This is a genomic window from Clostridium peptidivorans, assembly GCF_900205925.1.
Taxonomy (GTDB): Bacteria; Bacillota; Clostridia; order Clostridiales; family Clostridiaceae; genus Clostridium_AK; species Clostridium_AK peptidivorans.
Map to the genome: position 1 here is coordinate 1 of NZ_OAOD01000032.1, position 24,396 is coordinate 24,396.

The following is a 24,396-nucleotide window of genomic DNA, read 5'->3' on the forward strand; positions in this document are numbered from 1 at the left end:
TTTTGAGACAGCCCCTTATTATTAATATATAAGTATTACTAAACATATAAGAAGAACTACACCAAATATATATATAGAATAAGTTATACTATTCATTTTATAACTTGCTTTTCCCATTTCCTCATTTAAATTCGTGTTAGAAGTAACTTTAGATTTATTTATATAATTTATAGGATTTATTTTTTCTATGAATATGTCTCTTGCATTCCCATTATATTCTAATGGCATTTTCCCTAAGCCACGCAGTGCATTTCTAATTAACTCAATAATTTTTAATAATCCTTCATCACATATCTTTAAAACAACAGAACTTACCTTAAATACAACTTTAAATAATGGTATATATACATTCTTTTCCAAACTAAACCAATTAAGAACTGTATTTTCATACCACCATTTTTCTCCACTTCCCTTTTTTAATACCTTTCTTATGAAAAATACGTATATTAAAACTCCCAATCCTATTGAAATAAAAGATGATTTTATATTTTCAACAGTATAAAAATGAACGTCTATTTTATGATAAATATTAAAAGTTTCTACAGCTTTATCAAGTATATTCATTATAAATTGTGGATAAATACCTATAAATACTGTTATAACCGCTAGTACGGCCATAGGCGCTAACGCTCTTCCTGTTACTTTTATTTTTACATTATCTATATCATGATTGCTTTTTTCAACAAACACTGCTATAAATAATTTCAAAAGATATGCTGTAGTAAATGCACTACTTATTGTAAATATTACCTCTCCAAAATGTAGCCAAAATCCGCCATATAAATTAACTGCTTCTACTAATGCATGATGCAGCATATTTTTGCTAATAAACCCATTGAATCCTGGCATACCAATTATTCCACAAAGTCCTATAAAAAATGCTATTTTTAAAATCTTTTTATTTCTTCCAAAGCCTCCTATGCCATTTATACTTAGTTCATGTAATGTCATATATATTATACCAGCACCCATAAATAGTAATACCTTGAATATCATATGATTTATAATATGATAAAGCGTTGCATATAAAGCCATAGCTTTATGCTCTTGTAACATTCCTATAAGACCTATACCAACTATAATATATCCCATTTGACTCATACTGCTATAGGCAAGTATTCTCTTTATATTTCTTTGAAACATTGCCAAAAATCCGCCTACAAACATAGTTAGAAATCCTAAAATAAGTAATGCTAATGATACATATATATCTCCTGGAACTATTATTTCTGAAGTTATTAAAATACCAAATATTCCCGTTTTAAGTAATACTCCAGATAATATAGCACTAGCTGGAGCTGGTGCTGCTGGATGAGCTTTAGGAAGCCATATGTGTAAAGGCATCATTCCTGCTTTTATACCAAATCCAAATATTATAAGCCCAGTAATAACATACTTTATATTTCCCATATCTTTTAAAAGATATCTCAATTCATATATATCTAAAGTTTGAGTATAATTATAAAGTAAAAATAGTCCCATTAAAAGAACAAGTCCACCTGTTACCGCCATTATTATATACGTTTCCCCTGCTTCATGCGAATATTTATCTTCATCATGAATAATTAAAGGATAAGAGGTTAAAGACATTATTTCAAAGAAAGTAAATAAATTTAAAAAATTTTCTGATATAAATATTCCTAGCGTACTCCAATAAGTAAGCATAAAAAATAAATAATATCTATTTCTATTCTTATAACTTATAAGATATTGTGTAGAATATATGGTTACTAAAAACCAAATCAAAGCAGTTAACCATACAAATATATATCTAAACATATCTAGTTTTAAATGAAGTCCTGTACCCATTATATTAGGTATAGAAAACTCTATTTTCCCATTCATAACATTTTTGTATAGGAATGTTATTAGTAAAAAATTGAAACCAGTCATTATAATGTTAAATACATCTCTCCACTTTTCTTCTTTTCTACCAATAATGAATCCAACAAACGACCCTATAAATGGTATAAGTATTATATAAAGCAGTACTATTTTTGGATTCAAATAATTCACCTCGCTTAAATTTAATTCATAACTTCAAGAGCCATATTTGTCAAGAAGTCTATTATTGGGTTAGGAAAAAGCCCTAAGAATGCTGTAATAATAGTTATAGCCATTATTGGAATTAACATTTTCAAAGGAGCTTCCTTTCTTACTGTAACTATACTTTCTTCTTTTCTAAAAAATGCAACAGTTACAACTGGTATAAGATACATAGCTGTAAGGAGTGCACTTACTAAAAGTATAACAGGAAAATATGCCTTATCTTCTGAAAGCCCTCCTAGAGCTAACCACCACTTACTTACAAATCCATTAGTTGGAGGTATACCTATAAGTGAAATAGCTGATATTGTAAAACACCACATAGTTATAGGCATTGCTTTTCCTATTCCTTTTATTTGACTTATTTCTGTTTTACCTGTGGTATACATTATTGCTCCTACACAAAAGAATAAAGTTATTTTTATTACTGCATGATTTAATAAATGCATCATTGCTCCTATAAAAGAATTCTTATTTAAAAGAAGTATTCCAAGTAAAATATACCCTAACTGACTTATTGTTGAATATGCTAATCTCTTTTTTAAGTTTTCTTGATGCAATGCAAGGAACGAACCCATAAGTATTGAAATTATTACAAATACAATTAAATATCTGTTAGCTCCTGTAGCTCTTACAACATCTGCTCCAAATACATAATAAGTAACTCTAGTTAATGCAAATACTCCCGACTTAACTACTGCTACTGCATGAAGCAATGAACTTACAGGAGTTGGAGCTACCATTGCCTTTGGGAGCCATGAGTGAAATGGCACTAGTGCAGCTTTTACTCCAAAACCCATAAACATAACTATATAACATATAAAATAATACTGTTTATTTTCTGATAAGTTTCCCCCTATAATTCCACCTGGAATAAATGTAAGACTACTTGTAAAGCTAAATAAAATAATCATTCCCAGTAGTGCTAAAGTTGCTCCACCAAAGGAATATATTAAATACTTTTTACCACTTTCTAGTGCTCCTTTAGTTCCTGAATGTATTACTAATGGAAATGTTGCTAGAGTTAAAAATTCATAAAAGAAATAAAGTGTAATTAGATTACCCGCAAAGGCTATACCTAGGGTTATTCCTAGTGTGGCAATAAAATATGCGAAGAATCTTTTTTCCTTTCCCTCATGCTTCATATACTCCATAGCATATACAGTTGTAAATACCCATAGTGTTGATACTAATAGTGAAAAAAATATACTTAATTTATCTATCTTAAAATATATATCTAAGAATTCATTAATCTTAAAAATATGCAGACTAACTTCTCCTAATTCCTTTGCTATATATATTACAAAAATTAGATTTATTACTACAACAGAGCATGCAAATATATTCCTTTTTTTTTCACTAAACCCAAATGCTGCTATGATAATAGAAGCTAACAAGGGGAAAATGATTGGAAGTAAAATATTTATATTATTCAAATTCATTTCCTCCTATACTAATCCTATCTTAATCAAGTTAATTATTCCTTCAGAAGCTATTCCAACATATAACATAGCTATAATAAGTATTACAATAGGCATTAATTCTTTTATAGACTTATCTTTACTTCTATATATTTTACCCTTTAAATTTTCCTCTCCAAAAAATCCATTTATAGCAATTGGCAAGTAATATATAGCATTTAAAAGACTACTTATAAGTATTACGCCTATAAGCATTAACTTATTTGCTTCTATACTTCCAAGTGCTAAATACCACTTACTTACGAAGCCAGGCAACATAGGTATTCCAAGCATTGATAAGGACGCTATAAAGAATAGGCCCAATGTATACGGCATTTCCTTACCTATACCCTTTAGATTAGGTAATTCCTTTTGGCCTGTTTTTTCTATAATTGCTCCTGCGCACAAAAATAATGCAGATTTTGTCACAGCATGACCTATTATATGAAATATACTCATTATAAATCCCAATTCTGTACCTAATCCTATGGAGAAAAATATATATCCCATTTGAGCTACACTTGAATAAGCAATAACTCTTTTTAAATTTTTCTGAAATATTGCAAATATAGATCCCATTATCATGCCTAAACATCCAAGAACTAATATTATATTAAGTATGGAAAAGTTTACTATTATATCTTTCCCCATTACTCTGTATAATATCTTAAATAAAAATATTACATAAGCTTTTAACACTAATGAAGATAGTATTGCACTTGAAGATGTTGGGGCATTAGAATGTGCATCAGGAAGCCATGTATGAAGTGGAAACATGGCACTTTTAACTCCTAATCCTACGGTAAATAATCCTAGTATTATACGTATAGCTTGAGGATAATTAGCATAGTTTTTTGCTAACTCCTCATGTATATATGTGATATTAAGTTGTCCTGTAATTGAATATAAGTATGCAATTCCCAAAAGCACGAGACCCGAACCAAGACAACTCATAATAAGATATTTAAATCCTGCCTTTATATTTTCCTTTTTATCTTTGACTATTACTATTCCACAAGAAGCTAAGTTTCCTATTTCTATAAATACGTATGCATTAAACATGTCATTAGAAAAGACTATTCCTAGAAGAGAGGCTATAAGAATATTTACCAAAAGATAATACAGTGGAACTTTATTTTCGTCTATATCATGTTCTATGCTATAGCAGGAATACCAGGTTACCATCAGTGCAACAAATGCAAATAACACTGATATAATACATTCTATATTCCCTATTTTAAACTCAATACCAAAAGGTGCATTAAAATGTCCTATTCTATAAAAATAACTTCCATTGTTTATGGTGTGTATTAATGAAATTGAGAATAATATTAGACATGTTACAAAGGAAATAATACTTAAAAATTTAACCGTACTATTGTTTTTGAGCAGTGGTATAGAAAATGCTATTAAAAATAACATTAAAATACCCATCAAAGGAAAACTTTGAATTATTGTCAAAACTATTCAGCCCCCTTTTCTAATATCTCATTTAACTCTATAGTCCCATACTTTTCATGCATTTTTATAGTAAGTGCTAATGCAAAAGCTGTTGTACTTACTGCTACAACTATGCCTGTAAGCATAAGCGAGGTAGGAATAGGATTTATATATCCATTAACTCCTTTAAATCCATTTACTATTATAGGAGCATCCTTTCCTTCCATATAGCCCTTAGCTATAAAAAACAAAAAAATTGAAGTATCCATTATATTTAATCCTATTATTTTCTTTATTAAGTTATTATGCAACAAAAGCGTTGCAAAACCTATTCCAAATAATATAATAGATGCTGTTTCATAATAATTAGTTAAAAGCCTCTCCATTTTAAATTTCACCTTCTTCGAATAAGCTATAAAAAAAGTATATAGTTATTGCAACTACAGTTCCAACTATTATATTAAGTGGTAATAAGAATCCTCCACTTAATATATCTCCTGGATTTCCCAACGGTGGCCCAGGTAAGTTAAGGTGGCTTCCACCTGATATGAAGCTATACCCCTTCATAGTTCCATATATAAATATTCCTATGGTTAGAAAATATAGCAATGTGGAAAATCTTAGCTTATTTTGTGCAAATTCTTTTCCGTATACCATTCTATAAAGAATAAGACTTACACCTATTATGGTTCCCCCAGCAAAGCCACCCCCTGGACTTAGATGTCCATGAAAAATAACATACATTCCAAAGATTTGAATTAAAGGTGTTAGAATTCCGACAATTTCCTCTAATATTTTATCATTCATATTTATCTATCCCTTCAAATTACTGCTTAGCTCTTTCATTTTTAAGCACTATTATAACTGTAATTGCAGATGTAAAAAGTACACTTGCCTCTACAAAAGTATCAAACGCCCTATAATCTAATATAATTCCTGTAATTATATTAGTAGCTCCCGTTTCTTTTGTAGCGTTTTCTATATAATATTTTGATACATTATTATTCATAGGAGTATCTTCTATACCAAACTGTGGTAAATCTTTTACGCCTGTTAACAATATTATAGTTAAACCCAAAGTGATTAAAACAGCTAGTAGTTTTTTCATTTCTTTATCCCTCTTATTCTTTTTAAAGTTAATATGAATAAAACAGTTGTAATACCAGCTCCCACTGCTGCTTCAGTGATAGCTACATCTGGAGCATTTAATTGTTGCCATAATATAGCCATAATCAAACTATAAACTGTAAAAACTATAATTGCTCCAAGTAAACTTTTCATAGCAGATACAGTAATAGCGGAAAATATTAAAAATACAAGCATTATTATGCTAAATATCTTCATTTTAATTCACTCCGTCCTATTTATTAAGTAATTTATTTTTAAAATACTCAGCCTTACCTATCAAATGAGTGGCTGTTGGATTCGTTACCCATATAAATACTAGCACTAATAATAACTTTAGTGATAGTATATTAAATCCATTAAAAATTATTAGCCCTATTAAGCAAAGAAACGCCCCTAAAGTATCACATTTGGCTGCACTATGCACCCTTGTTAGAACATCTGGGAATCTTAAAATTCCTATAGTTCCTACTAAAAAGAAAAATAAGCCACCAAATAAAAATATACTTCCTATTATGTTTGCTAACATTTTATTTTCCTCCTGATTTTTCAATGTAATTTGCTATTACTACCGAAGCAATAAAGCTTATCAACGCATATACTAAAGCTACATCTATGAAATAAGTTTCTTTAAGTAAAAACGATATCATAAGTATTAGTATTATAGTTTTAGTACCAATTACATTGATGGCTACTAGTCTATCTGCAGCACTTGGCCCCTTAATTGCTCTATACATGCATCCCATAATAGTTACAGATAAAAACAAAATTGCAAAAGTTAAAATTTTAGTCATTATTTAATTCCTCTTTCTTTAAAAGAATGTTTTCAAAACTAGAATTTTGCAAATCCTTTATAGATTCTTTTTCTAGACAATGTATGATTAATTTATCTCCAGTCATATCCAGTGTTAGTGTTCCAGGAGTAAGTGTTATGGAATTAGCAAGAATTGTTTTATCAAGATCACTTTTTAGATTAGTAGTAATAGTTACTATTGTTGGTGAAATATTTAACTTAGGACTTAACACTATTTTTGCTACATGAAAATTTGATTTAAATATTTCTTTAATTAAAATCCAAATATATAAAGCTGCATATTTTACCTTTGCCATTAATAAATACTTACTTTTTTTATGCTTAGTCAATAGATCTTTGTTAAATATAAACACACCTAAGCATATTAAAACTCCTATTGCAAGGCTTTCTATATTGAAGTTTTCAGCTAAAATCAGCCAAAACAACACGTAAATAACAAATAATCCATATTTCATTATAACTTCCTCCCTTCTAGTATTATTTCCTCCATTTATTATATCTTATCAAATTTTGTGTATATTCGTCTATGTTTTTTACTATTTATTCATATTTTTAAATTTACAAAATATAAAGAATATACTACCAATTATTGATTTTTCATTGAAATTTCACATAATTTATTTGTGTTTATTACATTTTTATTAATATTGTGTAAATAAAAAAAACTGCAAGCTATTCTTTTTACAGATAATTCACAGTTTATTAATATAATTTTCATTTATTTCTAATCTTTTAAAAATTAAAATTTTTAATTAACATTTCTATTTTTTTAAAATCCGGATTAATTAAAAAAAGTGTTACTTCGTATAAGTAACACTAAAATTTAAGATTAATCATATTTATTTATAAAATACTCTTTTCTATTCAATATATTTTTAAGAGCATATATAAAATAATCAATTTCATTAAAGGTATTATAAAGTGCAAAACTTACCCTTACCATTCCTGGCTTTCTCCAAGCTTTATTGTTTATATTTTCCATAATCTCTTCTTTTGGCACCTTTAAAAGTTCTTGTACATAAGGATGAGCACAAAAGCACCCACTCCTAACACCTATTCCATATTCATAGGATAATGCCTTTGATACAGTTTCATGATACATTCCCTCTATATTGAAAGTAATAATCGATACAGAATTAGAACAATATTCGGAATACATTTTTATATCAGGAAGTTTTGATATTTTTTTACAAATATACATTTGAAGATCTTTTTCATAGTTCTCTATATTTTTCATTCCAAGGCTTCTAAGCATTTCTATAGATGAAGATAATGCAACCACTCCTAAAACATTAGGACTTCCTGCCTCATCTTTTTCTGGAGTATCACTCCATTTTACAAAGTCATGAGTAACCATAGCTACAGTTCCCCCGCCCTTATAATCCGGTTCAATATCTTTGAATTCATTCTTTTTAACTATAAGCACTCCTGTACCAAAAGGAGCATACATTTTGTGTGCTGAAAAAGCTGTAAAATCTATAGATTCATCTTTCGCTATTCCGTTAATATCAAAAGGACAATGTGGTATAAGCTGTGCACCATCTACAAGTAACTTTGCTCCATAGCTATGAACAAGTTTTGCAATTTTGCGTACAGGGTTTTTATACCCAGTTACATTAGAAGCTCCTGTAACAGCTACTATACCTACTTTCCCATTATAACTTTTGAGTTTTTCTTCAAGATCTTCAAGTAGCAACATTCCTTTACTATCAACCCTTACATAATCTATATTAAATTTTCTCCAAGGAAGATCATTAGAATGGTGCTCCATAAATGTGGAAAGTATTATTTTATCACTATATTTTTGTAATAGCATATTTGACAATTTATTTAAAGCCTCTGTAGTATTTTTTACAAATATGACGTCATATTCATCTAAGCTAAAATTTAAGAATTCTGCTACTAGCTCTCTTCCTCTTTCATAAGCTTTTGTTGTTAGTTGTGACTTCATTCCCATTCCTCTGTGAACGGAGGAATAATAAGGTAAAAACTTATTTATATCATTAGCAACTTTTATAAAAGCTGGTGTTGTAGCTGCATTATCAAAATTTACATATTTAACAACTTTCCCTCTAGCTGTTTTTACCAAAGTATCTTTTCCAACTATAAGGTCTCTATAATGCATAAAAATCATCTCCTATATTTTGTTCCTTATATATAATATGGGAGATGATTTTATATTGCCTATTAATTTAGGATAATTTATACTTTGTTAAATTTATTTCATTTTATCTAATGGTATATGGCAATACCCATTTGGATTTTTTTCTAGATACTTTTGGTGATATTCTTCTGCATCATGAAAAACCTTAAGCGGCTCTATTTCTGTAATTATTGACTCATCATACTTTTCTTGCTGCTCATTCTTTGTTTTTACTATTAAATCTAAATCTTCAGAATCTTTATAATATATACCTGTTCTATACTGATTTCCAATGTCATTCCCTTGTCTATCCAATATAGTAGGATCTATTATATTCCAAAACTTATTTAATAATTCCTCTAAAGTTATTTTGTTTTCATCATATTTAATGTAACAAGCTTCTGCATGACCTGTAGCTCCTGTACATACATCTTCATAGCATGGATTTGGCTTCATCCCATTGGCATATCCAACTCTAGTTTCTATAACTCCATTGTGTTTAGACATATATGCTTCTATACCCCAAAAACATCCTCCTGCAAAAATAATCTCCTTCATAATACGTCACTCCTTTTTATTTAGTTATTCCCTAACAAAATTTACTCAATGTTCTTTTTAAAAGATTGTAAATCTATTACAGGTTCTTTGCAAGTATAATTTTCGCATACGTAGGCTGTAACTTTTTTATTTAAACCTTCTTTATATTTTAATGATGGAATAATTTGATCTATATCATCTTCTTTATCATTTATAATTACTTGACTATAAGGAAGATATGTGTTATTTACCTCCTTTATCATTTCAAGTAATAATTCATCCTGTTTTTCTCCAACTAAAATTATATTTTTATAGGAGGTACTTGCATATTGCCATGCATCTATAAGATGACTATAGTATGATGGATTTTGATTTATTGTTTCTCCAAAGGTGCTAAATTGATTCCTTACATTTTCTAACATATCATTATCTTCTAAAATATTTGAAAGCTTAATCATATTAAACACAGCTACAGAGTTTCCTGAAGGTAATGCTCCATCATAGATATCCTTAGGCCTTAATATAAGTTCTTCTGCATCCTCGCCATATAAATAAAATCCTCCATGTTCTTTATCCAAAAACAACTTCAAAGTGTCTCCATTTAATTTTATAGCCTCTTTTAAATACTTTACTTCAAGAGTACTTTCATATAGCTCGATTAGTCCCCAGGTATAATATGCATAATCATCTAAAAGTCCTAAGTTAGCAGCTTCTCCATCTCTAAATCTTCCAAGTACTCTTTCTTTATCATTTATTAAATTATTTCTTATAAATTCGACACACCTTTTAGCAGCATTTAAATACTCATCATTTTCAAATATTCTGCCAGCATAAGCTAAGGATGCTATCATAAGTCCATTCCATGAAGTTAATATCTTATCATCCTTATATGGATGAATTCTTTTTTCTCTTTCTTTAAATAATATATTTCTACTCTGCTCTGTTTCGTCATCTATAACTTTTAAATCTTCTAAGTTTTTAGATATCAAATTTAATATATTCTTCCCTTCAAAGTTTCCTTTTGAAGTAATATCATATAACTTACAAAACTTTTCTCCATTTTCCTTTCCAAGTAAGTTTGTTATTTCATCTATAGTCCATACATAGAATTTCCCCTCTACACCTTCAGAATCTGCATCTTCAGCGGAATAAAATCCTCCCAAAGGATCTGTCATATCTCTTAAAACATATGTATATATTTTATCTGCTATTTCCTTATATAATTCTTTTCCTGTAGCTCTATAAGCTTCTACATACACATAAGATAACATTGCATTATCATACAGCATCTTTTCAAAGTGAGGCACTAGCCAGTATTTGTCTGTAGAATATCTAGAAAATCCAAAGCCTATATGATCAAATACTCCTCCTTTGTACATAGATATTAATGTATGTTCTACCATCTCAAGAGCTTCTTTATTTTTAGTAGTGTAATAATATCTTAACAAAAGCAATAAATTATGTGGTGTTGGAAACTTAGGTGCTCTGCTAAATCCCCCGTAATCTTTTTCATATCTTATCTTAAATTCTTCAAAGGTCTTCTGTACAATATTGGAATTTATATCACCACTTTCATGAGCTAGTATATACGTCTTTACGTCACTTTCCATCTTCTTTGTAAGCTCATCTATGTTTTGCCTTTCTTCATGCCATATTGATATAACGGAATTTAAAATTTCTAAAAGTCCTACAAATTTTCCTCTTCCCTGTTTAGGGAAATAAGTACCTGCAAAAAACGGTTTTTTATCAGGGGTCATTATTATGGTCAGTGGCCATCCACCACTTCCTGTATATGCTTGACAAAAGCTCATATATATACTATCTATATCAGCTCTTTCTTCCCTATCAACTTTAATAGATATGAAATTTGAATTTAAAAAATCTGCTACTTCTTCATCTTCAAAGCTTTCTCTCTCCATTACATGACACCAATGACATGTGCTGTATCCTATACTTAAGAATATTGGCTTATCTTCCTTTTTAGCCTTTTTAAATGCTTCCTCACCCCATGGATACCAATCTACAGGATTATGAGCATGCTGTAGTAAATATGGGGATTTTTCATTAATTAATCTATTGGGTACTCTGTTTGAGTTGGTCATACTATCACCTTCTTTCTATATCTTTTAGTTTATTATACCCAAAATAAAAGATACTACTTTTTATTTCAGTAGTATCCTTTGTTTTACTTGAATATTATTGCATTTTTTATTTCATCATCTACTCTTGTATATACTTTATTTAAAATCCTACAAATACATTAAATAGTATTCATCACTTTAGCAAATTTATATATATTATTCTCCAATATATTGGATTTATTTGACGTTACCTTTGATACCTTCTTTACTATGATTTTTTCCATAAAGTTCATTTTATCAAAGATAAATTCTCCCCCAAAGTGCTCCTTTGCATCTGTAATCTTAATGAGCTCAGGATTAAAGTTTTGATTGAATTCAGTATTGATCGTTTCTCCTTCTTGCATTCCACAAATAAATAATCCTATTCGTTTTTCTTTTAATTTATCTAAATTCTTTGAACAGAATTTTGTTACTTCCTTTTGCATTTTGCCAAAATATATTGATCCACCGATAATAATCTTTTCATATTTTGAAATATCAATATCGCTTACTTTCTTTAAATTAATTATGTCTACTTTGCCAATAAGCTCTTTAGACAACAATTCTGCACATTTTTCTGTACATCCATATTTGCTTGCATAAACTATCAAAGTACTCATTTAGTTACCTCACATTTTATTTTAATCATTTAATGCATTTTCTATTGACTTAAGATATGCTTTAGATGTAACTGTAGCTTGTGATACTGCATCTACTTTAGTATTCTGTGCTTCTATAACTTTACTGAATAACTCATCACTTACACCAGGCTTTACAAAAGTAACATCATCTACTATATTAATTTTTGTAATTTTATGTTCCTTTACTGTAACATTGAGTTTGTTTGACCATCTTCCAGCATTATATTTTCCATTATATATCCCATCATTTAAATCGGATATTCTTATTCCGTTTGCTTTAATTTCACTTCCTTGTTTAAGTCCTCGAGAGAGATAAAATATTCCGCTTGCACAAACCAATATAAATATAAATATTATTGAAATTAATATTTTTAATATGGGCTTCAATTTCTCTCCTCCATCCTAATTGAATGTATTACTATTAGCTATTCTTAATACTATTTCCTTTGAATAAAAGTTAATCAATCTTTCTCTTTGCTCATCACCAATGTCTTTTTCTATTATGAGCTTAAAAATAAGTCCTAAAGTTGATACTACAATCATTTGAGCAGTTAATTCTATTGTATTTCCATCTATATCTTTATCCTTATATATTCCTTGTAGGCATTGGTATAGCACAGACAAAGCTGGTTTTTCTTTTGAAGCCCCTTTAAATAATGAGGAGGTATGTTTTAACGCTGATTTTGATTGATTTAATTGAGCTGCCATAAATTCATCTGGCATATTTAGTGCTGCTTTTATATAATTTTTAGTCATTTGTATTAATCTTTCTTCAGGAGAGTTATTTTCCATCTTTACAGAAGATACTGCTGATACTATTTTTTTATAGCCTCTTTGCATTACATTGTTTAATATTTCTTCTTTATCTTTAAAATAATGATAAATAATAGATGGAGAGTATTCAATTTTTTTAGCAATTTTTCTAATTGACAGCTTATCAAATCCCTCTGAAGCTATGATATCACTTGCTGCTAAAAGGATAAGTTCCCTCATTTCTTCTATTTCTCGTTCTCTTCTTTTTTCTATAGTCATTATGTCGCTCCTTTTTCATTGAACATTGATTAATAATTAAACACTGTTCAATGAGAATATACCACTTAGCATAAGTGTTGTCAAGACAAAAATCTTTTATGTAACAGAAGTATCCAGGTTCTTCTTGCTTATATTAATTTTGTTAAACTGTAACTAATTTGTAATTAAATATGCCTCGAAATAAGTTATACTAATCTTATAAGGTCATTATAAACAAGTAAACAAAATCAAAATGACTATATTCATATTTGAAAGACTAAAACTAATCAAAAGGAGAATGATATTATGAAAAATTTCACTGCTTTGCTTTTATCAATATTTTGTATAGTAACTTTAGCAACTGGATGTGGAAGTAAAGATACTTCTGCAGCAAATACAAATCAGCAAGTTGCAGAAGCAGAGGCATCAAATAAAAAAAGCACTACAGATACTCTGCCAAAAAACAACTTACAAAATAATGTATACATAAATAAAGATTATTCTTTCCAATATACATTACCAAGTACATGGATAGATAACTTCAAAATTGCAGAAAAAACCAATAACAAAGAAAATAATACAAAATTTGAAGTAGCATTTCTGTGTGCACCTAAAGATGAAAAAATAAAATCCGAAGATATGCAAACACTGGTAACATTTTATGTAGTTACTAAAGATGATTGGGCTAAAATGGATAAAAATAAAGAGCAGGAACCACCTATTGGAGATTATTTGGGTGAAAAGAATGATTTAGTATATTTAGTTTCAACACCACAATCTAACCCATATGACGCACAATCAAAATTAGGCAAGATATTCGATAAGATGTTTGAATCATGTGATATCAAAAATAACTTTAAAATCATAAAATAAAATATAAGGAAGAGGCTGTTGCACTCTCAGTGCTACAGCCCATTTATTATTTATATCTTTATTTTAAATCTGTTATCTTTAAAAGCGGAGCTTGTATATTGGCGATCTAAGTCACTATGTAGTATAAGTTTGTTTGTTGGCTCCTGGAGCTTCACAGCATTTTTTATTGCCTGTAAGGCTAATGTGGTATCCATTGACTTAGACATGGCGAAGCCTATTATTTTCTTACTATACAGATCCAAAACTGATGCTAAATAACACCATCCATCTTTGATAGTTTTTATTATTGTATTTTTAAATTCCTCTGTATATAGTTTTCTGTACTATTAAACGCCATATTGTATTAACTTAATGATTATTATTTCTGCCTATGTTGACAACTAAATCACTCATTGAATTAGTTTCAATTTTCATTGTCTATTGTTTTATACTAATCGCCTAGACCTAAAAAAGCTGCCCTTGCGCCACTCATCTGATTACATTTTTTATTGGTTTGTTAGATTGAAATGAAGTTGGTGTTGTAAAAATTTTAAAGATGTATATCTATTAGACAGATTAACCATATTAAATAAGAGCGAAAAACTTATGTGGTTTACGAATTTTAAAATATTGAAAATGAAATTGAATATTTGGATTATTTCTCATGCGCTGAATTATTCTACTGGTACAAATATAAAAATCCAAATAACATAATTATTGTCGATTGGGCTGAAGCAGAAGTTCCGAAATATATGAATAATAATAAATGGGCAATTACGACATAAGAATGTCTGGAGGTTGAAGGAAACATGGATAAAAGAGATTTGGATGGATTAATAAGTAAAATCTTTGATTACGAAAACCAAATCAAAAATGATTACAATATACTAAAAGGTGATTTAATAGGTGATGCAGAGAGGGAATTAATATCTAATGATATGAACGCATTTATTTTTGGATTAATTTCAGACCAATCAGTCAAAGCGGAAACAGCGTGGTCCCTTCCATTCAGACTAAAAAGGCGATTGGGGCATTTTGATCTAAATAGAATTGTATCTGAATTGGATGTGGCGATGTTAGAAAAATATATTAAAGAAAAACCATCTTTACATAGATATCCAGCTAACATGGCAAAGTATCTATATAGTGCATGTGAGCTAATAATAAATAAATATCAAGGATCAGCATATAACATTTGGAATGAGAGTTTATCAGCTTTAGAAATAACAAAACGTCTTGAAGAATTTAAAGGTATAAGTCATAAAAAAGCAGCATTAGGATGTTTATTACTTGTTAGAGATTTGGATATTAAAATAAATGATAAAGAAAATATTAATATTGCTTATGATATTCACGTTAGAAGAATTTGCTTGAGAGCAGGATTTTGCAAAAATGATACATTGGAAGATGTTACATCAGCAGCCAAAATGATATACAGTGAGTTTCCAGGTCGACTTACCACATCATTTTGGGCAATAGGGAGAGATATATGCAGACCTACAAACCCTCTTTGTGAACAATGTCCTATTGAATATTATTGTGAAAAAAAAATATCACTTGGAGAGGATATTAAATAGATTCAGAGAAAATTCGGCATTCTATGGGCTTTCCATTTAGATTCATAGCACCACCTCCCCTATAATTAGTTTGATATACTTTCACCTAAAAAATTGTCTAACGCTACAGAATATTTATAAGAAATTTAATAAGGATGGCGATTTCTTAACGCCATCCTTATTTTACATATTAGATAATTGCTACTAATTCAATTTCAACTAATGCACCTTTTGCTAATTCAGCTCCACCTACTGTACTTCTAGATTGAAATAAAAAGAACTGTTAAATGGCAGTTCTTTTTATTATTTCCTTCTTATATTTTATTATATATTGTCTCATGGATTAAAGTTTCTGTTTTTACAGGATATATTGTATACCAAGTTCTAGGGTTGATTTAAATTTTCACTATAGTCTATTATTGTTAAATACTAACAACTAGAGGTTTTAGCTCCTCTAATAACTAAGCCACGTGCGAACCAGTTTTTTGAATAATCAATAACAGAATTTTGTACATATTCTTCTATATCGTGACTATATACAACTGTAATTCCCTGTGAATCTATAACAACATCATCTTGATTCTTTAACTCATCCAGAGTTAATTTAAGTCTTGGGCCTCCTCAGCCATACCCTCCAAATGAAATTCTTAGCATAACTTTTTCAGGATTTTTCTTCTTTGAAATAGTCTTCTTAAGTTGCTCTGCAGCCATTTCAGTTACTTTTACCATTTTATTTTACCTCCTTCTATATTAGACATTCTTAAAAATGTATCTGTAATCTATTTGTTAAATTGTAGTCCACCTTTTAATAGCTATAATTTATCAGCATATATTTATTGTTATCTTACAACTTCATATGGCCAATTATTTATTCCTCCTAAATTATGAACATTTTTATATCCTAGATTGACCAAGATGTTAGCAGCAGTAACACTTCTATTTCCACTCCTACAATATACAAATATGGGTGAGTCTTTATCTTTAAGCTTATTCTCTGCCTCCGCCTTCAAATTATCCACAGGAATTAACATAGAACCCTTTATATGTCCAGATTCATATTCTTCCTTTGTTCTTACATCTAAAAGTATAATCCCTTTTTCACTCTCCAGCCTCTTGTTAGCTTCTTCTGGAGTTATATTATTGAAGCTAGCTTTTTCTGATGAAGTTGAACTCTCTTTTGTAGCTTTAGAATTCTTACTGCTGCATCCTGAAATTAATCCTATTAAAAGAATAGCAGATATTAAATAGATGATATTTACAGACTTTAATCTTTTACTCATTAGTAATTCTCCTTTATTTAATTAAATCAGCAAATTATAAGAATGGAAAATAGCAGACTATTTGAAAGTTTTTCACTTAAACAACCTGCTATTTCTATTCTAATTTAAGATTAGAATCTAAACATTTTCTATTTTAACCACTTCATATCCTGCATCTTCAATAGCAGCCTTAATATCTTCATCTGATGCATTGCCTTCTGCCACTGCTGTTTTTGAACTTAAGTCAACCTTTACGTTTGATAATCCTAATTCAGTCAATGCATTAGTTGCATGCATAACACAATGACCACAGCTCATTCCTTCAATTAATATCTTCTTTGACATTTTAAAATCTCCTTCCATTATCAACCAAAGCTTCTACAATTCTTCGCCACATACCCTCGGGGGGTACAACAATAATATACTATATTTTTTTCCATTATGCAATACCTACGTTTATTCTTTACTAAGTTAAATATCTCTTGTTATCCACCTTTTATTATTCATAAAATAAAGTGGCTGTCTCAAAAATCTACTTTGAGACAGCCACTTTATTACCATTTCATACGCTAAATTTAATTATAATAAATCTTAATTATCGATAGTTTCCAGTTTTCCAGGCATTGTTTCTTCAAGTTTTAGCTTTAACTTCTTATTTTCCTCTTCCAACAATGTTATTGTTTTTAATGAACTTTTGATTTTAGATTTAAGTTTAATCCACCTGATAATGCTAAGCATCATTACAGTAGCTGCACCAAAAATTGCTGATATAAATATAACAAGAGCCTGTGATATTGATAAATCCATTAATAAAAAGCTTATGTTTACAGTTTCTGCATTTTGCAAAGCAAAAATTGCTACTACAAGAGCAAATATAAGAGATAAAATAAATCGCCAATCCATACAAATAACCACCTATCACAAATAAATTAAGTATCTCTCTTAATTATATATTGATATGTATATTATAACATTAACCTCTGTTATTTCCAATATATTGATACAAATTTTAAAATTCCATCAAATTTTGACTAAAAAAATTGCCTAATGGAAGATAAATCCCATTAGGCGTTTTTTTATTTTATTTACCTTAACTTGTTATATCCAATAGATGTTTTGGGGCAAGCTATTACACATTTAGCACATTGAATACAATCAGGATGACTTAAAACATCACCTTTATAATCATAAGGAGTTATTTCCATAGGACACTTTTTTTCGCAAATCTTACAACTTACGCAAGTGTTAGATACTTCTAATATCTTTTTATCTTTTTTGAAGTAAGAGATTAATGCTGCTATGCTTCCCATAGGACAGAAATGGCACCAAGATCTATTACTATAAAAAAATGATAACATCATTCCAATTAAAGTAGTAATTACTATGATTCTATAAAACACCATACCAATTCCAGCTGGGTTCCCCCAATTATTTTTAATACCTAAACCAAACATGGTAAACGTAAATATAACTACAAATACCCTAAAATAAGTTGACTTTATAAATTTTGGAACAGCTTTTTTTTTACTAAATCTTGACATAATGTTATCATAGAAATTTCCTCTTGGGCATAAATTCCCACACCAAAATCTTCCCCTAAAAACTGAGACGATAATAGGAGCAATCATGCACACAATAGCTGCTATTCCTATCCTAAAATCAAATAAACTTATAATAATAAATATGATCATAAGCATGTATGAATACTTCTTCCATAGTTCAAATAACTTTCTCATCCCTATCCCTCCAATGCTTTTATACCCCTGTAGGGTATCTAAGAAATATTATATAGATTTTTATTAATCTGTCAAGCTTATATTTATTTTTTATATTATTATATAAATAAAAATATACACTTACATCGTTATATCATAATATATAGATTTATCTTAATTATGACTAATTCTTTAAAAGTTATTTTATAAAAAATAGGATGGCTAAATTTTAGCCATCCTATTTTTAAATGTTACTTAACAACTTCATTACTAGGCACTGCTATACAACCTCTTCCCTGTCCGTTTCCCATCATTCCACGGCCTTGACCTCCTCCTTTCCCCTGGCCTACTCCTTGTTTTTCACCAAAATTTCCGGTACAGTTCTGTATGTTTGCATTTAAATTTAATTTTAATGTTTCTCCTTCTTCTTTGGTAATTGTCCCTTTCTTTACAGCCTCATCTATTGACTTAGTTTTTTCTTCAAGTAATAAACTCTTTAACTCATCTTGAGTCATTCCTTTCTCAGTTGCTAAATCATAAAGTGTTTTTCCTGATTCTCTTGCATTTGTTATATCAGTATCCGTTAACCCTAACTTGTTTTTAAGGATATTAGATATATAATCATATCCTCTCATAGAAGTTATTCTCCCAAGACATAATCTTTGTCCTGGTGTAACTGCAGCATCATTTGAAGCAGCATACGCTGTTGCTCCCACTCCTATAGATATAGTAAGTACTAAAGCAGCTATAACATTTCTTTTTTTCATTTTCTATTCCTCCAATTCTAATTTTGATTACCACCTCTGTGGTATAGCTTTATAATAACGAATCTTTTTGTCTAAATAGTGTTGTAAATGTGATAAGATTGCAAAAGTTTAATAATAAAATTTCACAAATCTATCACATTTACAACACCGATTAGCCAAATGTATAAATTATAATTATAATTATATTATTATAAGATGATTAAATTACATGGCACTAGAAAACTATAGGGGGATAACATGTCAAATAAAATACTTATAGTAGAAGATGAAACTAAACTTTCAGAAGTGATGACATTATATTTAAGAAAAGAACATTACGATGTAACTTGCGTTTCAGATGGAAAATCAGCAGAAGATATAATTAATTGTGATACCTTTGATTTAGTAATCCTTGATATTATGCTTCCAGGGAAAGACGGCTGGGCTTTGCTTAGAAAAATTAAAGTCTTAGGTAATACTCCCGTTATATTAACAACTGCAAGAGGTGAAGAAGATGATAGGATCTTTGGTCTAGAACTTGGTGCTGACGATTATATGGTTAAGCCAATTAGCATGAAAGAATTAGTTCTTCGTGTAAAACTAAGAATAAACAGTAGGATAACTAAAAATAAATCTTTAAAATTTGATAATTTAACAATATTAGAAGAAAGTCATGAAGTATTACAAGATAATCAACTAGTAAATCTAACCCCTAAGGAGTTTGATCTTTTGTTATTTTTAAGCAAAAATACAGGTCAGGTATTTAGTAGAGAGCAGTTATTAAGTTCAGTATGGGGATATGATTTTATAGGTGACTCACGAACAATTGATACTCATATTAAAAAGCTTAGAGAAAAACTAAAATTTTGTGAAGAACACCTTATAACAGTATGGGGTGTAGGCTATAAGTTAGTAGTTTCAGGAGAATAACTATGGATAGAATAGCACGTAAACTTATGAAATATTTTATATCTATAATTGCTTTAATTATTGCAATATGTCTTATAGTTAGCAGTATCTTTTTATCTAAATTTTATCTTAAACAGCAATATGATAGCTTGCAAGCTTCAGCTAAGGATATATATAACTCCTTAAAAAGTAATGAGTCAATTAATACTACAAGTATTACTGCAATACTTATTCAAGATAATAATATTATTCCTTTAACTCAAGGTAAAATGGGTATGATGCCATTTTTGCGTTCTGTAAATGGCAATAACTTTAAAACAAAGGGAATATTTAAAAATGGTATGAACACTGAATTTCTATATTATAAATTACAAACTGATATAGGAGATATCATAGTTTTTCAAAATAATAAGTATTCCTCAGATTATTTAAAGATAGTTTATATTGTTTTATTTTTTATATTTATATTTTCTGTACTACTATCCATACCGTTAATATCCTATGTAGGCAAAAAATTTACAAAACCTATATTAAAATTGGAAAAGGTTGCTTCTTCAATATCTAAAGGTAATTTTGATGTAGACTGTAATGTTAAAACTAATGATGAAATCGAGACTTTATCTAAAAGCCTTAACCAAATGGCTATTGACTTAAAAAAGAAGTATCAACTGCAAAGGGATTTCGTAGCTAATGTATCTCATGATTTCAAAACTCCTTTAAGTGTAATTAGAAGCTACAGCGAGGCTATAAACGATGGATTAGTAAACGAAGAAAATTTAGAAAAATACTCAAAGGAAATAATAAGCGAAGTAGATAGACTAAATACTTTAGTTGTAGATTTGCTTCAGCTTTCTAAACTTCAAGATGGTGCATACTCTCTTGATAAACAATTTTTTAATTTATCTAATTTCATTGATGAATGCGTTAACTACTTTAACCCAATAACTATTGAAAGAAATATATCAATTATTAGCTCGATTGAACCATTAGAAATATATGCAGATAAAAAATATCTACAAAGAGTACTATATAATTTTATTGATAATGCAATCAAATTTAGTGATGAATATAGCAAGATTGAAATCTTCAATTCTGAATTAAATAATCATATAAAACTGTCAGTAAAGGATTATGGTGTAGGCATAAAAAGCCATCTATTAGCAGATATCTGGGATAAATACTATAAGAATTCTCAAAGTGGTGGTATGGGATTAGGTCTTGCAATTTGTAAAGAAATACTAAAAATGCATGATTTTGAATATGATGTTACTAGTTCTAATGAATTTGGAACTGAATTTTATTTTCTTATATCCAAAGAAGATATACGTACTTTAACATAATTTTACTATAATACTTGGCAGATATTTATTTACAAAACTTTAACACCAAAAATGTTATGATTTAAATAAATTCATGTTATTATATCTTTACGTTGCAATATCGCAATATGCAAAATATATTCTTAACATGCTTTATATATAAATAGTATTAGAGTTTAGACACTTAAATATTAACTGAAAAGAAGGTGATGACATGAACAACATCTCTCTGATACTGGCTTTCTCTGCAGGGTTATTGTCTTTTCTTTCACCCTGTGTGCTGCCTCTTGTCCCTGCTTATATAAGTTATATAACAGGTACAAGTATAAATGACTTTAAAAGCAAAAAATCTAATTTATACGTTCTTTATAAATCCATAGGATTCATTATTGGTTTTTCTATTATATTTATTATAATGGGAGCTTCAATTACTTCAATAGGAAAAGCTTTTATAAAGAATCAATCTATTTTTAGAAGGGCATCTGGAATTTTAATTTTTATTTTCGGATTGCATACTACAGGTATTTTTAAAATTAAGTTATTTTATCGAGAAAAAAGATTCTTGTCTTTTAAAAATACCAGTGGTGCTTTTAGTTCTGTTTTAATGGGTATGGCTTTTGCTGCTGGATGGACTCCATGCGTTGGACCAATTTTATCTTCTATTCTTGTTTATGCAAGTAGCATGGAAACTATAAGCAGAGGTATAACTCTTTTAGTTTTTTATTCATTAGGTCTTGCTGTTCCATTTATTTTAACAGCACTGGCAATTGAAAATTTATCATCAAAGATGAGCAGATTAGGAAAATATTTGAATTTTATTTCCATAGTAAGCGGAATACTAATGCTTCTAATGGGAATCTTAATCTTTACTAATAAAATAAGTATATTAAGCCAATACTTTAATGTTATTAACTTTTAATAGATAGGAGAAATTTCAATGAAAAAAATAGCTATAGTATTAGGATTATTACTTCTTATAGGTGGTTCATCATACACGGTATATAATTATAATAAATCTCAAGTTAGCAATCCTAATAATATTGTTTCTAACGAAAATAGCTCTTCTGATAAAAAATCAAATAATAATATCAAAAATGAGACTGCTTTAAAAATATCTAAAACTAAAGCTATGGACTTTAAATTAAAGGACTTAAATGGCAAAGAAGTTTCATTAAGTGATTATAAAGGTAAAAAAGTGCTCTTAAACTTTTGGGCAACTTGGTGTTCTCCTTGTAAAGCTGAAATGCCTGAAATGGAAGCATTATATCAGCAAACAAAGGATTCTGATTTAGTTATACTAGCTGTAAACTTAGACGAAGATAAAGGCACCGTACAAAAGTTCATTAGCAGTAACAAATATAACTTTCCAGTATTATTAGATACTGAGAATATTGTTGCAAGTAAATACCAAATTGTTTCAATTCCTACATCATTTTTTATTGACAAAGAAGGAAATATTGTTGATAAACATATTGGTCCTATTACTATAAAAGATATGAAAGATTATATAAATAATATAAAATAAATTTAAAAGTATTTCTTTGAATAAAACTTGAAAAATGTCTAATAATAATATTGAACATTGAGTAAAGGAGGTAATAGTTATGCCAAAGAATGAAAGTATAGGATGTATAGTAACTGAATGCAAGTTCCATAGTCATGATGGACAGTACTGTGCATTAAATAAAATTCAAGTAACAAAACACAACGGCGAAGCTAATAAAGTTGAGCATACTGATTGTGGAAGCTTTGAAGCACAATAATAATTCCTATCTACTATAACTGGAAACATAAAAAGAGTCTTGGCTTTTGTCTAAAGCCAAGGCTCTTTTTTATTATTGTATAAATTTATTTAATTTATCATTATTAGCACTCTTATTATCACAGCAACTTCCCTTTTTATTACCACGCATCATCATTACCATCATTCCAACCATCATTAATGGACATATGAATGGTGATATAATTGCAAGTAAACCAGCTGCACCTGGGCTAAATTTCGTTATAAGTGGTAAAAGTCCTATAATAACTATAGGTAAACCACAACAAAGAATCATATGCAGCATATGTTTTAACATACTATGTTTGTGATTCCCTTTATTTTCTCCATTATCTCCATGACATTTCATAATTACCCCTCCAATATACTTTTAGTAATTTAAAAATCATTTATATTATGATTACATTTTATGTTATTTGTATAAAGAACATATGAAGAAAACCATATTTTGATAAATTTTAATATATTATATTTCTTCACAATTCCCCCATAATTGATTTATATAATTAAGCTATAAAATTAATTCTAAAGGAGGACTTTATATATGTTTTGTGGTGGTTTTGGAGGATATGGCATTGGTTCTTCCGGTACTATAGGATTTGGCTGGATGCTTTTATCTATGGGATTTAGACTGATAATATTTATTGGTATAATAGTACTTATTTTTAAACTTTTTAAAAGTTATAGCAATAAATCAAGTGATGTGATAAGAATACTTGATGAAAAGTTTGTTAATGGAGAAATTAGTGAAGAAGAATACTTAAAGAGAAGAACAATCCTTTCACAAAAGAACTAGGGAGTTAATAAAATGTACCCTTTGTCAAGGACACAATAAAAAAGACTAAGCGGTTTTAAGGAGATGATCCCTGTATTGTACAGGGGTCATTTTGTTTAGTCCCCACTGATACCTATAATTGTTATAG

The 24,396-nt window shown here is 28.9% G+C and carries 33 protein-coding genes; 8 read left to right on the forward strand and 25 right to left on the reverse strand.

Annotation, left to right across the window (positions count from 1 at the left end; genetic code table 11):
• Positions 1-21: 21 nt before the first annotated feature.
• The 16 genes from CRN98_RS16130 to CRN98_RS16205 all read right to left on the reverse strand — a co-directional run bounded on the left by CRN98_RS16130 (position 22) and on the right by CRN98_RS16205 (position 13,358).
• Positions 22-2,007, reverse strand: coding sequence for a complex I subunit 5 family protein (locus CRN98_RS16130; RefSeq protein WP_097028455.1), 1,986 nt, complete (start codon positions 2,005-2,007; stop codon positions 22-24).
• A 20-nt stretch (positions 2,008-2,027) separates the two neighbouring features.
• Positions 2,028-3,482 (reverse strand): proton-conducting transporter transmembrane domain-containing protein, encoded by a 1,455-nt coding sequence (locus CRN98_RS16135; RefSeq protein WP_179632218.1) that lies wholly within the window; start codon positions 3,480-3,482, stop codon positions 2,028-2,030.
• Between the two features lie 12 nt (positions 3,483-3,494).
• Complete coding sequence (locus CRN98_RS16140) at positions 3,495-4,967, reverse strand: complex I subunit 5 family protein (protein WP_097028457.1); 1,473 nt, start codon at positions 4,965-4,967, stop codon at positions 3,495-3,497.
• Between the two features lie 2 nt (positions 4,968-4,969).
• Positions 4,970-5,332, reverse strand: a complete 363-nt coding sequence (locus tag CRN98_RS16145; RefSeq protein ID WP_097028458.1) for a sodium:proton antiporter — start codon at positions 5,330-5,332, stop codon at positions 4,970-4,972.
• Position 5,333: 1 nt separating this feature from the next.
• On the reverse strand, positions 5,334-5,753 hold the full coding sequence (locus CRN98_RS16150; RefSeq protein ID WP_097028459.1) for an MnhB domain-containing protein: 420 nt from the start codon (positions 5,751-5,753) through the stop codon (positions 5,334-5,336).
• Positions 5,754-5,772: 19 nt separating this feature from the next.
• Positions 5,773-6,054 (reverse strand): hydrogen gas-evolving membrane-bound hydrogenase subunit E, encoded by a 282-nt coding sequence (mbhE, locus tag CRN98_RS16155; RefSeq protein WP_097028460.1) that lies wholly within the window; start codon positions 6,052-6,054, stop codon positions 5,773-5,775.
• Positions 6,051-6,290, reverse strand: a complete 240-nt coding sequence (locus tag CRN98_RS16160; protein ID WP_097028461.1) for a hydrogenase subunit MbhD domain-containing protein — start codon at positions 6,288-6,290, stop codon at positions 6,051-6,053. The genes mbhE and CRN98_RS16160 overlap by 4 nt, the downstream gene beginning before the upstream one ends.
• A 16-nt stretch (positions 6,291-6,306) precedes the next feature.
• Positions 6,307-6,600 carry a monovalent cation/H(+) antiporter subunit G gene (gene mnhG / locus CRN98_RS16165; protein ID WP_097028462.1) on the reverse strand — a complete coding sequence of 98 codons (294 nt, stop codon included), beginning with the start codon at positions 6,598-6,600 and terminating at the stop codon, positions 6,307-6,309.
• Position 6,601: 1 nt separating this feature from the next.
• Positions 6,602-6,865 carry an MrpF/PhaF family protein gene (locus CRN98_RS16170; protein WP_097028463.1) on the reverse strand — a complete coding sequence of 88 codons (264 nt, stop codon included), beginning with the start codon at positions 6,863-6,865 and terminating at the stop codon, positions 6,602-6,604.
• Positions 6,858-7,340: a Na+/H+ antiporter subunit E gene (locus CRN98_RS16175; RefSeq protein WP_097028464.1), complete on the reverse strand. Its 483-nt coding sequence runs from the start codon at positions 7,338-7,340 to the stop codon at positions 6,858-6,860. The genes CRN98_RS16170 and CRN98_RS16175 overlap by 8 nt, the downstream gene beginning before the upstream one ends.
• A gap of 374 nt (positions 7,341-7,714) precedes the next feature.
• Entirely contained in the window at positions 7,715-9,010 is a 1,296-nt protein-coding gene (locus CRN98_RS16180) for an aminotransferase class V-fold PLP-dependent enzyme (protein WP_423237109.1), read from the reverse strand.
• Between the two features lie 93 nt (positions 9,011-9,103).
• The gene (msrA, locus tag CRN98_RS16185; RefSeq protein WP_097028466.1) at positions 9,104-9,586 is read right to left on the reverse strand and encodes a peptide-methionine (S)-S-oxide reductase MsrA; all 483 of its coding nucleotides are present in this window, start codon (positions 9,584-9,586) and stop codon (positions 9,104-9,106) included.
• A 41-nt stretch (positions 9,587-9,627) separates the two neighbouring features.
• The gene (locus tag CRN98_RS16190; protein ID WP_097028467.1) at positions 9,628-11,667 is read right to left on the reverse strand and encodes a thioredoxin domain-containing protein; all 2,040 of its coding nucleotides are present in this window, start codon (positions 11,665-11,667) and stop codon (positions 9,628-9,630) included.
• A gap of 158 nt (positions 11,668-11,825) precedes the next feature.
• A complete protein-coding gene (locus CRN98_RS16195) occupies positions 11,826-12,305 on the reverse strand; it encodes a flavodoxin domain-containing protein (RefSeq protein WP_097028468.1) in 480 nt (159 codons plus the stop codon).
• A gap of 21 nt (positions 12,306-12,326) precedes the next feature.
• Positions 12,327-12,713, reverse strand: a complete 387-nt coding sequence (locus CRN98_RS16200) for an FMN-binding protein (protein WP_097028469.1) — start codon at positions 12,711-12,713, stop codon at positions 12,327-12,329.
• Positions 12,714-12,728: 15 nt separating this feature from the next.
• Positions 12,729-13,358: a TetR/AcrR family transcriptional regulator gene (locus CRN98_RS16205; RefSeq protein ID WP_097028470.1), complete on the reverse strand. Its 630-nt coding sequence runs from the start codon at positions 13,356-13,358 to the stop codon at positions 12,729-12,731.
• A gap of 285 nt (positions 13,359-13,643) precedes the next feature.
• Here CRN98_RS16205 and CRN98_RS16210 point away from each other — a divergent pair, with 285 nt between their 5' ends.
• Complete coding sequence (locus tag CRN98_RS16210; protein ID WP_097028471.1) at positions 13,644-14,210, forward strand: hypothetical protein; 567 nt, start codon at positions 13,644-13,646, stop codon at positions 14,208-14,210.
• A 50-nt stretch (positions 14,211-14,260) separates the two neighbouring features.
• Here the strand turns inward: CRN98_RS16210 and CRN98_RS16215 are convergent, their stop codons facing one another.
• Positions 14,261-14,497: a DDE-type integrase/transposase/recombinase gene (locus CRN98_RS16215; protein WP_097028472.1), complete on the reverse strand. Its 237-nt coding sequence runs from the start codon at positions 14,495-14,497 to the stop codon at positions 14,261-14,263.
• Positions 14,498-14,998: 501 nt separating this feature from the next.
• Here CRN98_RS16215 and CRN98_RS16220 point away from each other — a divergent pair.
• Positions 14,999-15,766 (forward strand): endonuclease III domain-containing protein, encoded by a 768-nt coding sequence (locus CRN98_RS16220; protein WP_097028473.1) that lies wholly within the window; start codon positions 14,999-15,001, stop codon positions 15,764-15,766.
• A gap of 408 nt (positions 15,767-16,174) precedes the next feature.
• Here CRN98_RS16220 and CRN98_RS18160 read toward each other — a convergent pair whose 3' ends face one another.
• From CRN98_RS18160 to CRN98_RS16245, 6 genes are all read right to left on the reverse strand, one after another.
• Positions 16,175-16,474, reverse strand: coding sequence for a HesB/IscA family protein (locus CRN98_RS18160; RefSeq protein WP_341455858.1), 300 nt, complete (start codon positions 16,472-16,474; stop codon positions 16,175-16,177).
• A 110-nt stretch (positions 16,475-16,584) separates the two neighbouring features.
• A complete protein-coding gene (locus tag CRN98_RS16225; RefSeq protein WP_097028474.1) occupies positions 16,585-17,025 on the reverse strand; it encodes a rhodanese-like domain-containing protein in 441 nt (146 codons plus the stop codon).
• Positions 17,026-17,142: 117 nt separating this feature from the next.
• A complete protein-coding gene (locus CRN98_RS16230; protein ID WP_097028475.1) occupies positions 17,143-17,349 on the reverse strand; it encodes a heavy-metal-associated domain-containing protein in 207 nt (68 codons plus the stop codon).
• 246 nt (positions 17,350-17,595) lie between these two features.
• Entirely contained in the window at positions 17,596-17,907 is a 312-nt protein-coding gene (locus CRN98_RS16235) for a LapA family protein (protein ID WP_097028476.1), read from the reverse strand.
• Positions 17,908-18,089: 182 nt separating this feature from the next.
• Positions 18,090-18,740 carry a 4Fe-4S binding protein gene (locus tag CRN98_RS16240; RefSeq protein WP_097028477.1) on the reverse strand — a complete coding sequence of 217 codons (651 nt, stop codon included), beginning with the start codon at positions 18,738-18,740 and terminating at the stop codon, positions 18,090-18,092.
• Positions 18,741-18,970: 230 nt separating this feature from the next.
• Positions 18,971-19,486 (reverse strand): hypothetical protein, encoded by a 516-nt coding sequence (locus CRN98_RS16245; RefSeq protein WP_097028478.1) that lies wholly within the window; start codon positions 19,484-19,486, stop codon positions 18,971-18,973.
• 237 nt (positions 19,487-19,723) lie between these two features.
• On the opposite strand from CRN98_RS16245, the gene CRN98_RS16250 reads away from it, so the two are divergent.
• The 5 genes from CRN98_RS16250 to CRN98_RS16270 all read left to right on the forward strand — a co-directional run bounded on the left by CRN98_RS16250 (position 19,724) and on the right by CRN98_RS16270 (position 23,456).
• The gene (locus CRN98_RS16250) at positions 19,724-20,395 is read left to right on the forward strand and encodes a response regulator transcription factor (protein ID WP_097028479.1); all 672 of its coding nucleotides are present in this window, start codon (positions 19,724-19,726) and stop codon (positions 20,393-20,395) included.
• A 2-nt stretch (positions 20,396-20,397) separates the two neighbouring features.
• Positions 20,398-21,714 carry a sensor histidine kinase gene (locus CRN98_RS16255; RefSeq protein ID WP_097028480.1) on the forward strand — a complete coding sequence of 439 codons (1,317 nt, stop codon included), beginning with the start codon at positions 20,398-20,400 and terminating at the stop codon, positions 21,712-21,714.
• Positions 21,715-21,907: 193 nt separating this feature from the next.
• A complete protein-coding gene (locus CRN98_RS16260) occupies positions 21,908-22,612 on the forward strand; it encodes a cytochrome c biogenesis CcdA family protein (RefSeq protein ID WP_097028481.1) in 705 nt (234 codons plus the stop codon).
• Positions 22,613-22,630: 18 nt separating this feature from the next.
• Positions 22,631-23,218, forward strand: a complete 588-nt coding sequence (locus tag CRN98_RS16265; RefSeq protein WP_097028482.1) for a TlpA disulfide reductase family protein — start codon at positions 22,631-22,633, stop codon at positions 23,216-23,218.
• Between the two features lie 79 nt (positions 23,219-23,297).
• A complete protein-coding gene (locus CRN98_RS16270; RefSeq protein ID WP_097028483.1) occupies positions 23,298-23,456 on the forward strand; it encodes a DUF1540 domain-containing protein in 159 nt (52 codons plus the stop codon).
• A 72-nt stretch (positions 23,457-23,528) separates the two neighbouring features.
• Here the strand turns inward: CRN98_RS16270 and CRN98_RS16275 are convergent, their stop codons facing one another.
• Positions 23,529-23,822 carry a hypothetical protein gene (locus tag CRN98_RS16275; RefSeq protein ID WP_097028484.1) on the reverse strand — a complete coding sequence of 98 codons (294 nt, stop codon included), beginning with the start codon at positions 23,820-23,822 and terminating at the stop codon, positions 23,529-23,531.
• A gap of 195 nt (positions 23,823-24,017) precedes the next feature.
• Between CRN98_RS16275 and CRN98_RS16280 the strand changes: the two genes are divergently transcribed.
• A complete protein-coding gene (locus CRN98_RS16280) occupies positions 24,018-24,269 on the forward strand; it encodes an SHOCT domain-containing protein (RefSeq protein WP_097028485.1) in 252 nt (83 codons plus the stop codon).
• A gap of 45 nt (positions 24,270-24,314) precedes the next feature.
• Here the strand turns inward: CRN98_RS16280 and CRN98_RS17540 are convergent.
• On the reverse strand, positions 24,315-24,396 hold an 82-nt coding region (locus CRN98_RS17540), incomplete at its 5' end, for an IS3 family transposase (protein ID WP_143331309.1).

Coding starts and splice junctions, on each gene's coding strand:
- CRN98_RS16145 (WP_097028458.1), bottom strand. CDS start 5,332: ATGGAGAGGCTTTTAACTAATTATTATGAAACAGCATCTATTATATTA.
- CRN98_RS16150 (WP_097028459.1), bottom strand. CDS start 5,753: ATGAATGATAAAATATTAGAGGAAATTGTCGGAATTCTAACACCTTTA.
- mbhE (WP_097028460.1), bottom strand. CDS start 6,054: ATGAAAAAACTACTAGCTGTTTTAATCACTTTGGGTTTAACTATAATA.
- CRN98_RS16160 (WP_097028461.1), bottom strand. CDS start 6,290: ATGAAGATATTTAGCATAATAATGCTTGTATTTTTAATATTTTCCGCT.
- mnhG (WP_097028462.1), bottom strand. CDS start 6,600: ATGTTAGCAAACATAATAGGAAGTATATTTTTATTTGGTGGCTTATTT.
- CRN98_RS16170 (WP_097028463.1), bottom strand. CDS start 6,865: ATGACTAAAATTTTAACTTTTGCAATTTTGTTTTTATCTGTAACTATT.
- CRN98_RS16175 (WP_097028464.1), bottom strand. CDS start 7,340: ATGAAATATGGATTATTTGTTATTTACGTGTTGTTTTGGCTGATTTTA.
- CRN98_RS16180 (WP_423237109.1), bottom strand. CDS start 9,010: ATGCATTATAGAGACCTTATAGTTGGAAAAGATACTTTGGTAAAAACA.
- msrA (WP_097028466.1), bottom strand. CDS start 9,586: ATGAAGGAGATTATTTTTGCAGGAGGATGTTTTTGGGGTATAGAAGCA.
- CRN98_RS16190 (WP_097028467.1), bottom strand. CDS start 11,667: ATGACCAACTCAAACAGAGTACCCAATAGATTAATTAATGAAAAATCC.
- CRN98_RS16195 (WP_097028468.1), bottom strand. CDS start 12,305: ATGAGTACTTTGATAGTTTATGCAAGCAAATATGGATGTACAGAAAAA.
- CRN98_RS16205 (WP_097028470.1), bottom strand. CDS start 13,358: ATGACTATAGAAAAAAGAAGAGAACGAGAAATAGAAGAAATGAGGGAA.
- CRN98_RS16210 (WP_097028471.1), top strand. CDS start 13,644: ATGAAAAATTTCACTGCTTTGCTTTTATCAATATTTTGTATAGTAACT.
- CRN98_RS16220 (WP_097028473.1), top strand. CDS start 14,999: ATGGATAAAAGAGATTTGGATGGATTAATAAGTAAAATCTTTGATTAC.
- CRN98_RS16225 (WP_097028474.1), bottom strand. CDS start 17,025: ATGAGTAAAAGATTAAAGTCTGTAAATATCATCTATTTAATATCTGCT.
- CRN98_RS16230 (WP_097028475.1), bottom strand. CDS start 17,349: ATGTCAAAGAAGATATTAATTGAAGGAATGAGCTGTGGTCATTGTGTT.
- CRN98_RS16235 (WP_097028476.1), bottom strand. CDS start 17,907: ATGGATTGGCGATTTATTTTATCTCTTATATTTGCTCTTGTAGTAGCA.
- CRN98_RS16240 (WP_097028477.1), bottom strand. CDS start 18,740: ATGAGAAAGTTATTTGAACTATGGAAGAAGTATTCATACATGCTTATG.
- CRN98_RS16245 (WP_097028478.1), bottom strand. CDS start 19,486: ATGAAAAAAAGAAATGTTATAGCTGCTTTAGTACTTACTATATCTATA.
- CRN98_RS16250 (WP_097028479.1), top strand. CDS start 19,724: ATGTCAAATAAAATACTTATAGTAGAAGATGAAACTAAACTTTCAGAA.
- CRN98_RS16255 (WP_097028480.1), top strand. CDS start 20,398: ATGGATAGAATAGCACGTAAACTTATGAAATATTTTATATCTATAATT.
- CRN98_RS16260 (WP_097028481.1), top strand. CDS start 21,908: ATGAACAACATCTCTCTGATACTGGCTTTCTCTGCAGGGTTATTGTCT.
- CRN98_RS16265 (WP_097028482.1), top strand. CDS start 22,631: ATGAAAAAAATAGCTATAGTATTAGGATTATTACTTCTTATAGGTGGT.
- CRN98_RS16270 (WP_097028483.1), top strand. CDS start 23,298: ATGCCAAAGAATGAAAGTATAGGATGTATAGTAACTGAATGCAAGTTC.
- CRN98_RS16275 (WP_097028484.1), bottom strand. CDS start 23,822: ATGAAATGTCATGGAGATAATGGAGAAAATAAAGGGAATCACAAACAT.
- CRN98_RS16280 (WP_097028485.1), top strand. CDS start 24,018: ATGTTTTGTGGTGGTTTTGGAGGATATGGCATTGGTTCTTCCGGTACT.